The organism is Sorangium sp. So ce375 (assembly GCF_051473855.1).
Lineage (GTDB): Bacteria > Myxococcota_A > Polyangia > Polyangiales > Polyangiaceae > Sorangium.
This window is the reverse complement of record NZ_CP150335.1, coordinates 11,352,936-11,366,560: the sequence shown is the minus strand read 5'-3', so window position 1 is coordinate 11,366,560 and position 13,625 is coordinate 11,352,936. Positions and strand designations below refer to the sequence as shown.

Sequence of the window (13,625 nt, the reverse complement as noted above, 5' to 3'; positions counted from 1 at the left end):
GATCAACGCGCCTTCCCGTCACGCGCCCCGTCGGCTGCCGCGGCAGGCTCGCGGATCCCGGTGTGGCCGACGAACAACGGCGCGAGCCCGACCTCGTCTGGGCGCTCGCTGCTCGGCCATGTGATCGGCGACAAGTACGCGGTCACCGCCATCATCGGAGAGGGCGGCATGGGCGCGGTGTACGAGGCGGAGCACCTCCAGATCGGACGGCTTGTCGCTGTCAAGGTGATGCATCCGCGGGAGAGGACGCAGCGGCGCGAGGCGATCTCGAGGCTGGAGCACGAGGCGCGGGTCGCAGGGCGGATCGGTCATCCGAACATCTGCGAGGTGTACGACATGGGGTGGCTCCCTGACGGCAGCCCCTACCTCGTGATGGAGCGTCTCCGCGGGGAGACGCTGGCGCAGCGGATCGATCGCTGCGGTGTCGTTCCGCCGAACGAGCTCGTCGACATCATGCTGCAGGTGCTCTCGGCGCTTGTGACGGCGCACGATCGGGGGGTCGTCCACCGTGACCTGAAGCCGGAGAACATCTTCCTCTCGGAGCGCGCTGGCATGTTGCCGGTGGCCAAGCTGCTCGATTTCGGCATCTCCCAGGCCTCGGGCGTGGATGGGGTGATGGATCTAACCCGCACCGGCATGGTGATGGGCACGCCGTACTACATGGCGCCCGAGCAGGCTCGCGGGGATGTAGAGCTTGACCGCCGGCTCGATCTGTGGGCTGCGGGCGTGATCCTCTACGAAGCGCTGACCGGCCAGCGCCCCTTCGTGGCGGGCAACTACAACGCGCTGCTCGTCCAGATCCTCACGCTCTGGCACCGTCCGGTGACGGAGCTCGATCCGACGATTCCGCCGGGCCTCTCGCGCCTCGTGGACCGCGCCCTGGCGAAGTCGCGGGACGAGCGATTCCAGAGCGCACGGGAGTTCCAGGAAGGCCTGCGTCGGTTCAAGAACCAGGCGCCGGTGTCGCCGCAGAAGCGCCGTCCGGAGCGCGTCGCCGTTCGGAGCGTCGTCGACGAACAGTCCGATGACGGCACGATGACGTTCGCTCGGCTCGGAGAGGGCGAGGAGGGGCGCGATCCGGGCGGGGTCGTCGTGGCGGGCGCTCGCGGCGCGCAGGCGGGAGCGAGGAACGATCCGCAGATCGCGAGCTGCAGCAACGGACTTCAGGCCCGTCGCGGCGCGCGGTCGCCGGGGGATTCCGATGGTGGCGCCGCGTGCGGGCCCAGCGAATCGGCCGCCGACCTGGACGAGGGGCAATCTCGAGACGACGAGTCGGAGGATCGGCCGACCATTCCTTCGTTGAGCCCGATCGAGAGGTACGAAGAGCTCTCGGAGGATGCCGAGGCGACTGTCGTTGATCCGCCCGCGTTCCCGGAGGACATGACCAACGTCGTCCGGGGCGAAGGTCGCGCTCGAGGCGGCGACCGAGGCTGACGGAAACGCGAGCGCAGGAGCGAGGTGAGCGCTGTGAGCACGATCGAGCGCGTGGTGGCCCGTGGCGTCGTGAAGACGTATGGAGCGACGGCGGCGTTGCGCGGCGTGAACGCGACCATCGAGGCGGGGCGGTTGACGCTGATCGAGGGGGCGAACGGGTCAGGCAAGTCGACGCTGCTCGGGATTCTCGGCACCGTGATCCGACCCACCTCGGGCGCTGTGAGTTACGAGCCACTCGGCGACGACGCCGGGATGGCGCGCGGCACCATCGGCTGGCTGTCCCATGAGTCGCTGGCGTATCCGGACCTCTCCGGTCGGCAGAACGTCGAGCTGGCGGCCGCTTTCCACGGGCTCGACGCGCACGAAGCGTGGCGTCAGGCGGAGGAGCGCTTCGAGCTGGGCAACTTCGCGGTAAGGCCGCTCCGCACGTGCTCGCGCGGCCAGCGTCAGCGCATCGCGCTTGCGCGAGCGCTGGTACACCACCCGTCGTTGGTGCTGCTGGACGAGCCCACCACGGGCCTGGATCGCGCCGGGGTGGCGCGGCTCCTCACGGTCGTGGACGCAGAGGTGGCGCGTGGCGCCGCGGTGGTTGTGGTGTCCCACGAGCCGGAGGTCTTCCGAGCTCGCGCAGCCGCCCGTCTCGTCCTGGAGCGCGGTCGCGTCGTCACTGAAGCTTCCTGACGGGGCGCGCCAATCCCGCTGGGACGTCGGCTCTGCGCCGAGCTTCGCGCCTTGCACAGCTCGACGCCGCCCGCTCAGGACGGGGAGTACGGCGTGAGCTTCGCGAGCCCCGGAGTGGTGGAGGGATGGAACCGCCAAGTCGCCACAAGACACCGGGAGATTCGTGTTCTTCTTGGCGTCCTTGGCGAGCTTGGCGGTTCAAAAGACCCGGCCTTCGGCCAAGGTACCCACCACCTCGGACGCCATTGGCCGTGACGGCCTTTTAGAGACCGAGCTGCGCCACGGCGAGCTGCGCCGCGGCGAGCGATTCCGGCGCGGTTGGGGCGGCGCGCGGCATCACAACGCACTCGGGGGTCGTGCCGAGCGCATGAAGCTCTCCCGCGTTCGTACCGGTCGATGCATCGGGAGCTGCTGGCGGGTTCAGCACGATGATGGCCGGCGGCAAACTAGGAGCTAGCGCGCGGAGGGCGAGCATGCAGCAAGCGACCTCGTGGAGGATGCCCAGCCGATCGAGGCCGACCAGCACCAGCGCATCGGGGGCGAGCGCGCGGACGAGGTCTGCATTCGTCAGCCCTGGGCCGAGGGGGGAGAGGAGCGCGCCGGCGCTCTCGACGATCACCAGAGGAGCTGGCTGCCTGTCGACCCACGAGGCTGCGACATCGAGAGAGATGGCGCGCCCGCAGCGGCGCGCTGCGAGGTGAGGGGAGAGCGGCTCACCGAAGCAGTACGGTGCTGGCTCGGGTTGAACCGGGCTGACGAGCGCCAGGTGCTCGGCGTCGCTGGTCGAGGTGCCGTCGACACCCGACTCGATCGGCTTCAGGCCGCAGACCTTGTGGCCGCGAGACGCCAGCGCTGCGACAAGCGCCACCGACACATGGGTTTTGCCCACTCCGGTCCCGGTTCCGACCACCGCGACCCGGATCTGTCCTGTTTCACGTGAAACAGGACGGCCCCTCATCGCAACGCCTCCCGGAACCCTGCCAGGGCGCGCTCGACGTCGGTCTCGGAGAGAGCCGCGCTCGCCGTAATGCGAAGGCGCGACGTACCTGCCGGCACCGTCGGCGGACGGATCGCCTGGACGAGGACGCCCGCGCCCGCAAGGCGTTGAGACATCTCCACCGCGGCCCCCGGCGACTTCAAGACCCAGGGAAGGATAGGGCCCGATGAGCCAGGAAGCAGCGGAGCTCCCAGCGCTTGCAGACCGGAGCGGAGCCGGCGGGCGACCCTCGTCAAGCGCGCCCGAGCGGCGTCGTCCGCAGCAGCACGGCGGACGCGATCCACCGAAGCGAGCGCCACCATGGGGCTGATGCCGGTCGAGTACACGAAGCTCCTGGCGCGGTTCCACAGGTAGGTCCGCAGCGTCGAGGAGCCGGCGACGAAAGCGCCGTGAAGACCGAGCGACTTGCCGAGCGTGCCGATGAGCACGTCGGGGCGAACTCCGGCCTCGGCGCAGAGGCCGGTGCCGCGCGGGCCGCAGACACCGAGGGCGTGCGCCTCGTCCACCACGAGCGCGGCATCGTGGCGATCACAGAGCTCACGGAGGTGAGGGAGGTCGGGCGTGTCGCCATCCATGCTGAAGAGCGATTCGGTCACCACCCAGCGGCGGCGAGCGCCCCTGGCCCGCACGAGAGCGCTCTCGACCGCCTCTGCGTCGAGGTGGCGAACCACCTCGATCGTCGCTCCGGAGAGACGGCAGCCGTCGATGAGCGACGCATGGTTCAGCGCGTCCGACACGATGACATCCCCCGGCCTGGCCAGCGCGGCGACGGCGCCGACGTTGGCCGCATACCCCGACGAGAACAGCAGCGCCGCCTCCATCTCCAGCCATGCGGCGATCTCCCGCTCGGCCATCAGATGGGCCTCGTGGTTTCCGCTCACCAGGCGGGATGCGCCCGCGCCGCTCGCGCTCGCTAGCTCCGAAGGCAAGGGGAGCCCGGCGTAGCCGAGGTAGTCGTTGGAGCACAGCACCAGCATCCCGGCGGGAGCCGCGGCCGCAGGAGGCGTGCGCAGCAACCCGGCGCGCTCCATCTCGGAGAGCTCGTCCTGCAGATGGCGAAGGGCATTCATCCCTCCAGGAATGGGATCGATGGCCTGGAAAGCTTCATCCGAGGGAGCAAGCATGCGATCTCCAGTCAGCAGCAGGGCCGATCAGCGGGATCGCCCTCGCCAAGTACGGACAGCCCAGCTCACTGCGTGCTGTCGTTCGCTCCGCTGGGCGACGGCGACTCCGAACCGGCGCCGAGGACCGCGTCGACCCGCTGCAGGATACGGCCAAAGGCATCCCGCGCGCGCCCCGCGATCGCCGACGCTCGGGTCTTCTCCTGCTCCAGATCGTGCGCGAGCGCGATGGCGGCGAGCAACATGGCCTGGGGGGTCACGGCGCGGCCGGCGGGCACAACGGTAGCGAGCTTCTGATCGACGACCGCAGCGAGCCGCTGGAGCTCCTCATCGCTCGCGGAGGTCACCACGCGGTAGGTCTGACCTCCTACCCGTAGCTGCACTGTGCGGCGCGCCATTGCCCCCGGACGCTACCATGAACCCCAGCGGGCGCGCAGGGCGGGCTGCGTCGTGCGAACGGAGAGCCTCACCCGCGACGGATGGGCGACGCGCTCTGGAGAACTTCACCACACGGCGCTGGCGCCGCACCTCAGAATTCAGGCGCGCTCACCGCGAGCGCCCTGTAGCATCGCCCATCATGGCTACCGCGGGCCGCCCAGCCGCCTTGGTCGCCGCGCTCCTTGGCGTCGTTCTCCCCCACGGCACCGCACGCGCCGAGCCCCAGGCGAGCGCCGGCGTCACGGTCGGCATCGCCGGCGCTGGCCTCGACCGGAAGCTGTGGGATTCCACCGTCTTTCACGCCGGGCTGCGCGGAGACGTCCTGTTCGGCCGCGCCGCCAACGACGACTTCGGCGTCGGACCTTACGCAGAGGTCCTCACCCACGCCTTCGACGAGATCCAGACGGGCGCCGGCGTCTCCGTGCTCGCGCCCATCCTCGACTCGTTCCCGCTCGTCCTCTCCACCGGCGTCTACGGCCGGTGGAGCGAGGACGCCGACGCCGTGGAGCCAGGGATCGCCGCCGCTGTCTTCTGGGGGGCGCGCAGCTACAACTTCCACGCGCGTTACGGGATGAGCACAGGGCTGCTCGCGCAGCTGCGCTTCGGGCTCGGACCCTCGAAGGAGACCGCGGTCGTCCTTGCGGCCCAGCTCGATCTCGCGCTGCTCAGCCTCCCGTTCGTCTACTTGTTCGAGGCTGCGAAAGGGCCGTCACCCGAAGCGGCCCCGGTGCGTCGCACAAAACCGGCGCGCTGACCGCGCCTCGCGCCAGCGCCCCCGGAGAGCGCGCTACAAGCCGCGCTACAAGGGGACGCTCTGGAGGTACTCCGCGCAGGTCGTGTGGAGGGCGCGGCAGTCCACAGGGCCCAGCGCGCCAGGACAGGTAGCCTCGGCATCGTCGGCCTCCTCGCAGTCCTCACCCGCAGGGTTCTCGCAGCACTCCGGCGGCGCCGTGTCGACACACGTGCAGCCGAAGCAGACCCGGATGGGGTACGTCCACTCCGCGGTCTCGACCTCCTGGCCGCCCAGCGTCCTGCCTCGCACCACCACCGTCGCCCACACCTGCACGTCGTTGCCGCGCTGCGCGGCCTGCCGACGCAGGGCGTCCATCGTGGCGCCGTCGAGCAGAAGGACATCGGCGCAGTTGTAGCCGGGCTCGCTGGATGCACCCGGGTCGACGGTGCCCGTGATCGGAACGACGTACCCCGGCGTCACATCGTTGCCCTCGATGTCGGTGACACGGACCTCGGCCTCGTAGAGCTGGACGCGCGACGTCTCCGTGCGGAGGACGTCCGAGTCGCCGCGCTGCACGATCTGGTTGCCCACCAAGAGCATCGCGGAGTGGCTGCCCTGGAACGCGGCGTCCACCGCGTCCTCGGTCCAGAACCCTTCGCTGGGGCTGCAGGTCGCGTTGCACCGCCCCTCTTCTGACTTCTCCGCCATCCGCATGCGGATGAACAGGCTGCTCTCGTTGTCGGCGCATGCAGACCCGAGCAGCCCACCCGACGTCGCGAGCAGCGCGAGCGCGCACAACCTCCTCGCAAGGCCGGGCGCTGCGTTCACGGATCCTTCTCCTTCATCAGTCATGGCAAACGCCTCCACCGTGGAAATGAGCATCAGCGACGAACAACGACAGCCGCTGGCGCAAGTCGCCCTGCTGGATCGTACTGCGCGAGCCGATCCACGGCCGGGGCGAAAAGAGTAGCGGGTCGGGCCGCAGAGCGGCAAATTCGCGATGGCCGCCCGGCGAGCGACGTCACCGCGCCTCGCGGGAATCACGCGTGAGCCCCAGATACGCTACGATGCCGCCGGCCCGATGAGCAAACCCGAGGAGAGCGGATCCGTCGGCGACTGGAGTCGCCTCGCGATCACCGAGCGCGCCGAAGGCGTCCGCATCTCGATCCAGGTGCGCCCGAGGTCGTCGCGGTCGGCCATCGTCGGGGTGCGCGAGGGCGCGCTCGACGTGTCGCTGACCGCGCCACCCGTCGAGGGCGCCGCCAACGCGGAGCTCGTCAAGCTGCTCTCGCGCGCGCTCGACGTGCGCCAGAGCGATGTCCAGATCGCCCTCGGCGCGAGCGGCAGGAGCAAGGTCGTCGCCGTCCGCGGGCTCAAGGAAGCCGAGGCGCGAGAGCGGCTCGCCGGGGCGAAGCGATGAAGGAAAACGTCGTCCGGTTCGAGAAGTGGGAAGGTCTTGGCAACGATTTCATCCTGGTCGAAGCCGTCCCGATGACCGCCGAGGCCGCGCGGCGCCTCTGCGATCGGCGGTTCGGGATCGGCGCCGACGGCGTGCTCGTCATCGATCGCGAGCGGCCGCGCATGCAGGTCTGGAACGCCGACGGGAGCCGCCCCGAGATGTGCGGCAACGGGATCCGCTGCGTCGCGGCCTACCTCGTCTCCCGAGGCACCCCCCAGAAGGTGCTCACCATCGCGACCGACGCCGGCGACAAGCGGTGCGAGGTCACGCGGGCGGGCGATCGCTTCGACGTGCTCGTCGGCATGGGCCAGGCCCGCATGGGCGAGCCGCTCGTGGTCACGGCGCTCGGCGCGGAGCACCGGTTCGCCAGCGTGGACGTCGGCAACCCGCACGCGGTGACGTTCGATTCCTACACGGAGGACGCGATCGACCAGCTCGGGCCGATCGTCGCGACCACGCCGGCCGAGGGCGTCAACGTCGAGTTCTGCCGCGTTCGGCCGGCCGAGCACGGCGAGGCCGCGCGCATCGACGTGACCGTCTGGGAGCGCGGGGTGGGCCGCACGCTGGCGTGCGGCACGGGCGCCTGCGCCGCGGCGGCCGCGGCGTGTGCCCAGGGCCGCGCGCCGTATGGAGCGCCCCTCCGCCTGGCGCTGCCGGGCGGCGCGCTGCGCATCACCGTCGCCCCCGGATCCCTGGAGCTGCTCATGCAAGGCCCGGCGCGCCGGGCGTTCTCGGGCGAGGTGGTGATCGCGTGACCGCCTCGCTCGAGGGGGTCTGGAGTCCTGGCCGGGCGCCGGCGCACGACGTCTCGCTCAAGGTGCTCGCCGTCATCGCCGACGCGGCGACCCGCACGCTGTTCTCGCGGGTCATCACGTCCGACCAGCTGATGCTCGCCGGCGATCTCTCGGAGGGCATCGTCCTCGCCGAGACCGCCGCGCCCGACATCGCCTTCATCGATGTCGGGCTCGGGGACGGCGCCGGCCTCGCCATGGTCCACCACCTGAAGGCCCTCGCGCCCGAGGCGACCGTCTTCGCGCTGGCGACGAGGGCGGAGCTCGAGGCGGGCGCCCATGCGGTCGCGCTCGGCGGCGCTGGGCTCTTCCTCCTGCCGCTCGGCGGGGACGAGGTGCTGAACGCGGTCGGCTCGGTGCGGCTGCGCTTCGCGGAGCGGGCCCTCCGGATGCAGCTCGAGCAGGAGTCCGCCCGAAGCGCGCGCGCGGCCGGGTGGATCGCCCGCCTGGCCGAGCTCGCCGATGCACGCGATCGCACCGCGGCGGCCCAGCAGCTCGCCGAGGTGTTCGTCGAGGCGACCGGCGCGGCGGCTGCTGCCGTGTACCTCGCCGCGGGGGAGCGCTCCAACGAGCTGGTCCGCTCCGCGGCGACGGGGCCGCTCGACCGCGCTCCCGCCTACGGGACCGAGACCGACATCCTCGATTTCGCCCGGCGCGAGCAGCTCATCGTGGTCCCGCTGTCGCTCCGCAAGCTCTCCGCGGGGCACCTCCTTCTCCAGAAGGAGCCCGGCCGCAGCTCCGCGTTCCCCTCGGTCAGGCGCCCGGACAGCGCCGCCTCGACGCCACGGCGCGCCCCGCTCCTCGACGGCCTCGTCAAGCTGCTCGCCACGCAGGCGACGACGGCGCTCGCCTTGCTCGGCGAACGCGAGCGCTCGACGGGCGGCGCCGCGATGAAGGACCCGGCGTCGAGCGCCTACTCCTTCGCCTACTACGTCGACGTGGCCGGCCGGGAGATCGACAAGGCCAGGCGGCACGGCCGCCGGTTCACGATCGCCACCATCGTGATCGAGCCCGACCCGGCGGCCGCACCGGAGCGCCCGGGCGAGCTCGCCTTCTGGAGGATCACGCCGGCGCCCCCTGCGAACACGCTCAACCCGGGTCAGGTCGCCGAGCACCTGCTCCGCGCCGTGCGCGACACCGACATCCTGGCCCGCGTCGACGAGAACGAGTTCCACCTGCTCATGCCCGAGACGGCCGGCCTGGACGCCCACGCCTGCCATCGGCGGATGCTCTCCCACGTCGCCGAGAGCGAGAAGCGCGCCGGCTATCTGCCGAAGGGGCTGCTCGTCGGCGTCGCCACATTTCCCCATGACGGCCAGAGCCTCGCCCAGCTGCTCCGCATCGCCAGGCGGCGCGCCGACGCCACGAAGTCCTCGATCGTCCACCGCATCTCCCAGGATCGGCGGAGCATCGGCGAGATCTTGAGCCTCCTCGTCCGCGAGGCCCCCGCTTCCGGCGAGCCGTCCGCGATCTCGGCGCCCCGCGCGCTCGAGCTGTCGGTGCCCGATACCGTCTTGCTCGCGACGTCGGTCGTCAGGAACGCGCTCCGCGGGGGCGCCGTGTTCCTGCTTGTCGCTCACCACGACGGGCTGAGCCTGGGCGCGCAGGTCAAGGCGCTGCTGGCCTCGCCGCGCGACGACGTGGTGCTGCACGCCGTCGACCTCCGCTCCTCGCCAGGGTGCGAGGACATCGAGGCGCTCTGCGTCCTCGCGGAGCACGGCGCGTATGCCCTGGTCGGGCGCAATCAGGGGGGCATCGTGAAGGGGTTCCACGCCGCCGATCCGCTGCTCGCGGACTTCCTTGCCGAGCGGCTCGGCCGGGCGGCCGGGCTGCGGGTCTTCGGCTGACCAAGAGGACGGCGATCCAGTGTCTCGCAGGGTGCTGCTTGTTGATTCGGACGTGGACGCGCTCGGCGCGCTCGCGTCGGCGCTCAGGGCGCGTGGTCTCACGGTGACCAACGCGAACGGCGCGTTCGAAGCCGTGGAGCAGGCGTTCAAGCGCCGGCCCGACGTCGTGCTCGCCGCCAGGGCGCTCGACGAGGACAGCGCGCTCGCGGACGCGTTCGCCGCCGTCCCCGACCTCGCCGAGACCCCGATCCTGTTCCTCGTCGACGGCGCCGAGGGCGATCTGGACCCCGACGAGGTCCCGCGCGGCGACGTCGATCACATCGTCTCGCGGATCACCGAGGCGTCGCCGCGCGGCTCCAAGCCGACGATGCCGCAGGAGATCCGCGGCGATCTCCAGCAGGTCCCGCTCGTCGACCTGCTCCAGCTGCTCGCGATGAACCGCCGGAGCGGCACCCTCGGCATCACCACGCCGGCCGGGGCAGGGGAGCTCCGGCTCTCGGCGGGGGAGGTGATCGATGCCGTCTACCGCCGCCTCGAGGGGGAGAAGGCGCTCTACCGGCTGCTCGGCGAGCGTGACGGCCACTTCGCGTTCTCACCCGGCGAACCGACGAGCGTGCGCCGCATCATGGCGCCGACCTCGCGCCTCCTGATGGAAGCGCTCCGCCAGGTCGACGAGGTCCAGCGGCGGCGAACCGATCTCGCGCCGGCCGGGGAGGCCTTCCTTGTGACCGAGCCGGCGAGCGACGATCTCGACCTGTCCCCGCTCCCGGATCACGAGGTGCTCAGCGTCGACACGGCCTTCGACGAAAGCGCCGCGACGTCGGCGAGCGGCGTCACCTCGGTGCCCGACATCACCGCCGCGCCCGTGCAGACCAGCGACGCGAAGGGCAGCCGCGTCGGATCGATGCCGCCGCCGCCGACGCTCCGCGCGGCCGAGCCGACCATGTTCCGGCTCGAAGCGCTGCGCTCCCCGACGACGTCGCCGCCGGCGCCGCTCGGGGAGCCGGCGGAGCGAGCGGCCGTGGCCGAGAAGCTCGCGGCGCTGCTCCAGATGCCGCACAACCTCGACGAGCTGCTCGACGAGATCAGCGCGCCGGATCTCCTCATCCTCGAGGTCCTGATGGAGCTGACGGCGTTCGGGAAGATCCGCCGCGTCTCGCTCGCCGACCTCACAACGCCGTTCGCCCCGGCGGAGCACCTCCCGGTCCTCCGCTCCCTCGTGACGCGCCTGGCCCGGCCGGGCTTCGCGGCGCCGCCCCACCTCGTCATCGCCGCGAGCTCGCGCCGCCTGACGACGCTCTCGCACGCGGTCCGCCGCATCGGCGACGCCATCGTCCCAGCCGAGCCGCCGCCGCACGCGGCGATCCCGAGGCCGCTCGGGGTGATCCGGCTCGGCGATGGCGTCGAGCTCGCCCTGATCGGTCTCCCGATCGAGGAGAGCTTTGCCCCGGCCTGGCCGCTCGCCCTCCACGGCGCGGCTGCGGTCGTCCGCCTCGGCGACGCCGGGCAGGGCGCGCTGGCAGCGCACTGCGAGGCCCTGGAGCTCCTGCTGCTCGACGCAGAGGCCATGATGGGTCCGCTCGACCTCGCCTCGCCCGCTCAGATCACCCTGCTGGTCCGCGCCGCGCTCGAAGCCGCCGCGGGCGTATGACCGGCCGACGCAAACACCGCATCAGAACGGATCTTCCGGATTTCTCCCTCGGAAACCAGCCGTCGGCGCCATCGATATCGCGGCTCGCAGCGTTGCAAGGGCAGCTTTCTGCTATCGTCGCACACGCCTCGCTTCAGCAGTCCGGCGAGGAGAGGAGCGCCATCGTGCTTATTGGAGTTCCCAGGGAGATCAAGACACGTGAGTACCGCGTCGGCATGACGCCCGCGGGAGTCCGGGCTCTGGTCGGGCACGGGCACAAGGTCCTCGTGGAGACCGGCGCCGGCGACGGCAGCGGGATCTCCGACGAAGCCTACGGACGCGCGGGCGCCCTCATCGCCAGGTCGGCGGCGGAAGCGTGGAGCGCCGACATGGTCGTGAAGGTGAAGGAGCCGCTCCCCTCCGAGTACGGCCACTTTCGCCCGGGTCTCGTGCTCTATACCTACCTGCACCTGGCCGCCGAGCCGGATCTCACGAGGGAGCTCGCCAGGCGAGGCGTGACCGGCGTCGCGTACGAGACCATCCAGCACGACGACGGCTCGCTGCCGCTGCTCCGGCCCATGAGCGAGGTGGCCGGCAGGATGGCCGTCCAGGTAGGCGCCTCGTGCCTGGAGAAAGAGCGGGGCGGCAAGGGCGTGCTCCTCGGCGGCGTGCCGGGGACGCGGCGCGGCCGCGTGGTGATCCTCGGCGGCGGCGTGGTCGGGCGGAACGCGGCGACCATCGCGGTCGGGATGGGGGCGCAGGTCACCGTGCTCGACGTCCGCGCCGAGACGATGAGCTACCTCGAAGACGTGTTCGGGGGCGCGATCGAGACGCTCTACTCCAACGCGGAGAACATCGAGACGATGTGCGAGCGCGCCGATCTCGTGGTCGGCGCGGTGCTCGTGCCCGGCGCCAAGGCGCCCCTGCTCGTGACCGAAGAGCTCATCCGGCGCATGGAGAGAGGGACGGTCGTCGTCGACGTCGCCGTGGATCAGGGCGGGTGCATCGCGACCTGCCGCCCGACGACCCACGACAACCCGACCTACGAGGTGCACGGGGTCGTTCACTACTGCGTCGCCAACATGCCGGGCGCGGTCTCGCACACGAGCACCTGGGCGCTCACGAACACGACGATCGGCTACGCGGTGGCGATCGCCAACCAGGGCATCGTCGCCGCGGCCAAGGCCGACAGGGCGGTCGCCCTCGGCATCAATACCTACGGCGGCCAGGTGACCTACGGCCCCGTCGCGGCAGCCCACCGGATGGAGTACGTGTCGGTCGACCGCGCGCTCGGCTGACCCGGGAGCGCGACCTCGTGGCAGCGAGAAAGAACAAGAAAATCGCGATCATCGGTGGTGACGGCATCGGCCCGTCCGTCATCGCCGAGGCGAAGCTGCTGCTCGAGCTCTACCAGGCTCGAGCAGGGCTCCCGATCGATCTCTGGGAGCTCGATCTCGGCGCCGACCGGTACCTGCGCGACGGGACGACCTTCCCGAACCAGATCCAGGTCGCGATCCAGCGCGAGTGCTCGGCGGTGCTCCTCGGCGCGCTGGGTGATCCCCGCGTGCCCAACCTGGAGCACGCGCGCGACATCCTCTTCGGCATGCGCTTCGGTTACGACCTCTACGCCAACGTGAGGCCCGTCCGCGCGCTGTCGGACCGGCTGGTGCCGCTCAAGGGCCGCACCGCCAGGGACATCGACTTCGTCGTGTTCCGCGAGAACACCGAGGGGATCTACGTCGGGATGGGCGGGCAGTTCAAGCGAGGCACCCCCGACGAGGTCGCCATCAACGAAGACGTGAACACGAGGAAGGGCGTGGAGCGCATCATCCGCGCGGCCTTCGACTACGCGCGCGCGAACGGGCGGACGCGGGTCACCATGGCGGACAAGTCGAACGCGATGCGGCACGCGCACGAGCTCTGGCTGCGCGTCTTCCACGAGGTGCGCGCCCAGTACCCGGAGATCCAGTCGAACCACGTCTACGTGGACGCCCTCTGCCTGTACGTCATCCAGGACCCGGCGCAGTTCCAGGTGATCGTGACGAACAACCTGTTCGGCGACATCGTGACCGACCTCGGCGCGGCGCTGCAGGGCGGGCTCGGCATGGCCGCGAGCGCGAACGTACACGCCTCGGATCCGGCGCGGGTCGCGCTGTTCGAGCCGGTGCACGGGTCGGCGCCGCCGCTCGCCGGCAAGGACGTGGCGAACCCGTTCGCGGCGATGCTCACCGCGGGGCTGCTGCTCGCCCACCTCGGGTGGCCCGAGGAGGAGCGCCGCATCGAGCGCTGGGTCTCCCGGGCGCTCGATCAGGGGATGTGCACGGTCGATGTGGGCGGCACGCTTGGCACGCGCGCCGCCGGGGCCTGGGTCCGGGAGCAGATCGCCGCCGAGCTGGGACCGCCGTGAGGTGACCGGGGGGCGCCGGCGCGCGCCTCGGGTGAGCGCGCGAGGTCTCGATCGCCGAGAAGTTCGGGTGTCCGATCCTCCTGTGAT

General features: G+C 71.2%; 13 protein-coding genes. 9 read left to right on the top strand and 4 right to left on the bottom strand.

Annotated features, from left to right (window positions below; genetic code table 11):
* Window positions 1–60 precede the first annotated feature (60 nt).
* Together WME90_RS42515 and WME90_RS42510 are read left to right on the top strand one after the other, a co-directional pair.
* On the top strand, window positions 61–1,434 hold the full coding sequence (locus tag WME90_RS42515; protein WP_437277809.1) for a serine/threonine-protein kinase: 1,374 nt from the start codon (window positions 61–63) through the stop codon (window positions 1,432–1,434).
* Between the two features lie 33 nt (window positions 1,435–1,467).
* Window positions 1,468–2,115, top strand: a complete 648-nt coding sequence (locus tag WME90_RS42510) for an ATP-binding cassette domain-containing protein (protein ID WP_437277808.1) — start codon at window positions 1,468–1,470, stop codon at window positions 2,113–2,115.
* Between the two features lie 262 nt (window positions 2,116–2,377).
* On the opposite strand, the gene bioD is transcribed toward WME90_RS42510, so the two are convergent.
* From bioD to zapA, 3 genes are all read right to left on the bottom strand, one after another.
* Entirely contained in the window at window positions 2,378–3,073 is a 696-nt protein-coding gene (gene bioD / locus WME90_RS42505) for an ATP-dependent dethiobiotin synthetase BioD (protein ID WP_437277807.1), read from the bottom strand.
* Window positions 3,070–4,182, bottom strand: a complete 1,113-nt coding sequence (locus tag WME90_RS42500) for an aminotransferase class I/II-fold pyridoxal phosphate-dependent enzyme (RefSeq protein ID WP_437277806.1) — start codon at window positions 4,180–4,182, stop codon at window positions 3,070–3,072. Before WME90_RS42500 ends, bioD begins: the two co-directional genes overlap by 4 nt.
* Before the next feature lie 119 nt (window positions 4,183–4,301).
* Entirely contained in the window at window positions 4,302–4,616 is a 315-nt protein-coding gene (gene zapA / locus WME90_RS42495; RefSeq protein WP_437277805.1) for a cell division protein ZapA, read from the bottom strand.
* A 194-nt stretch (window positions 4,617–4,810) separates the two neighbouring features.
* On the opposite strand from zapA, the gene WME90_RS42490 reads away from it, so the two are divergent.
* Window positions 4,811–5,425 carry a hypothetical protein gene (locus tag WME90_RS42490; RefSeq protein ID WP_437277804.1) on the top strand — a complete coding sequence of 205 codons (615 nt, stop codon included), beginning with the start codon at window positions 4,811–4,813 and terminating at the stop codon, window positions 5,423–5,425.
* A 45-nt stretch (window positions 5,426–5,470) separates the two neighbouring features.
* On the opposite strand, the gene WME90_RS42485 is transcribed toward WME90_RS42490, so the two are convergent.
* Entirely contained in the window at window positions 5,471–6,232 is a 762-nt protein-coding gene (locus tag WME90_RS42485) for a hypothetical protein (RefSeq protein ID WP_437277803.1), read from the bottom strand.
* A 253-nt stretch (window positions 6,233–6,485) separates the two neighbouring features.
* On the opposite strand from WME90_RS42485, the gene WME90_RS42480 reads away from it, so the two are divergent.
* The 6 genes from WME90_RS42480 to WME90_RS42455 all read left to right on the top strand — a co-directional run bounded on the left by WME90_RS42480 (window position 6,486) and on the right by WME90_RS42455 (window position 13,538).
* Window positions 6,486–6,824: a DUF167 domain-containing protein gene (locus WME90_RS42480; protein ID WP_437277802.1), complete on the top strand. Its 339-nt coding sequence runs from the start codon at window positions 6,486–6,488 to the stop codon at window positions 6,822–6,824.
* Window positions 6,821–7,618, top strand: a complete 798-nt coding sequence (gene dapF / locus WME90_RS42475; RefSeq protein ID WP_437277801.1) for a diaminopimelate epimerase — start codon at window positions 6,821–6,823, stop codon at window positions 7,616–7,618. Before WME90_RS42480 ends, dapF begins: the two co-directional genes overlap by 4 nt.
* Window positions 7,615–9,501, top strand: coding sequence for a diguanylate cyclase domain-containing protein (locus tag WME90_RS42470; RefSeq protein ID WP_437277800.1), 1,887 nt, complete (start codon window positions 7,615–7,617; stop codon window positions 9,499–9,501). Before dapF ends, WME90_RS42470 begins: the two co-directional genes overlap by 4 nt.
* A gap of 52 nt (window positions 9,502–9,553) precedes the next feature.
* Window positions 9,554–11,152 carry a DUF4388 domain-containing protein gene (locus WME90_RS42465; protein WP_437277799.1) on the top strand — a complete coding sequence of 533 codons (1,599 nt, stop codon included), beginning with the start codon at window positions 9,554–9,556 and terminating at the stop codon, window positions 11,150–11,152.
* A gap of 164 nt (window positions 11,153–11,316) precedes the next feature.
* Window positions 11,317–12,429 carry an alanine dehydrogenase gene (ald, locus tag WME90_RS42460; protein WP_437277798.1) on the top strand — a complete coding sequence of 371 codons (1,113 nt, stop codon included), beginning with the start codon at window positions 11,317–11,319 and terminating at the stop codon, window positions 12,427–12,429.
* A gap of 17 nt (window positions 12,430–12,446) precedes the next feature.
* On the top strand, window positions 12,447–13,538 hold the full coding sequence (locus WME90_RS42455; RefSeq protein ID WP_437277797.1) for an isocitrate/isopropylmalate dehydrogenase family protein: 1,092 nt from the start codon (window positions 12,447–12,449) through the stop codon (window positions 13,536–13,538).
* Window positions 13,539–13,625 lie beyond the last annotated feature (87 nt).

What these genes read in the sequence shown, in the direction of transcription:
- WME90_RS42490 (WP_437277804.1), top strand. Translation starts at nt 4,811, where the DNA reads ATGGCTACCGCGGGCCGCCCAGCCGCCTTGGTCGCCGCGCTCCTTGGC.
- bioD (WP_437277807.1), bottom strand. Translation starts at nt 3,073, where the DNA reads ATGAGGGGCCGTCCTGTTTCACGTGAAACAGGACAGATCCGGGTCGCG.
- WME90_RS42480 (WP_437277802.1), top strand. Translation starts at nt 6,486, where the DNA reads ATGAGCAAACCCGAGGAGAGCGGATCCGTCGGCGACTGGAGTCGCCTC.
- dapF (WP_437277801.1), top strand. Translation starts at nt 6,821, where the DNA reads ATGAAGGAAAACGTCGTCCGGTTCGAGAAGTGGGAAGGTCTTGGCAAC.
- WME90_RS42500 (WP_437277806.1), bottom strand. Translation starts at nt 4,182, where the DNA reads ATGAATGCCCTTCGCCATCTGCAGGACGAGCTCTCCGAGATGGAGCGC.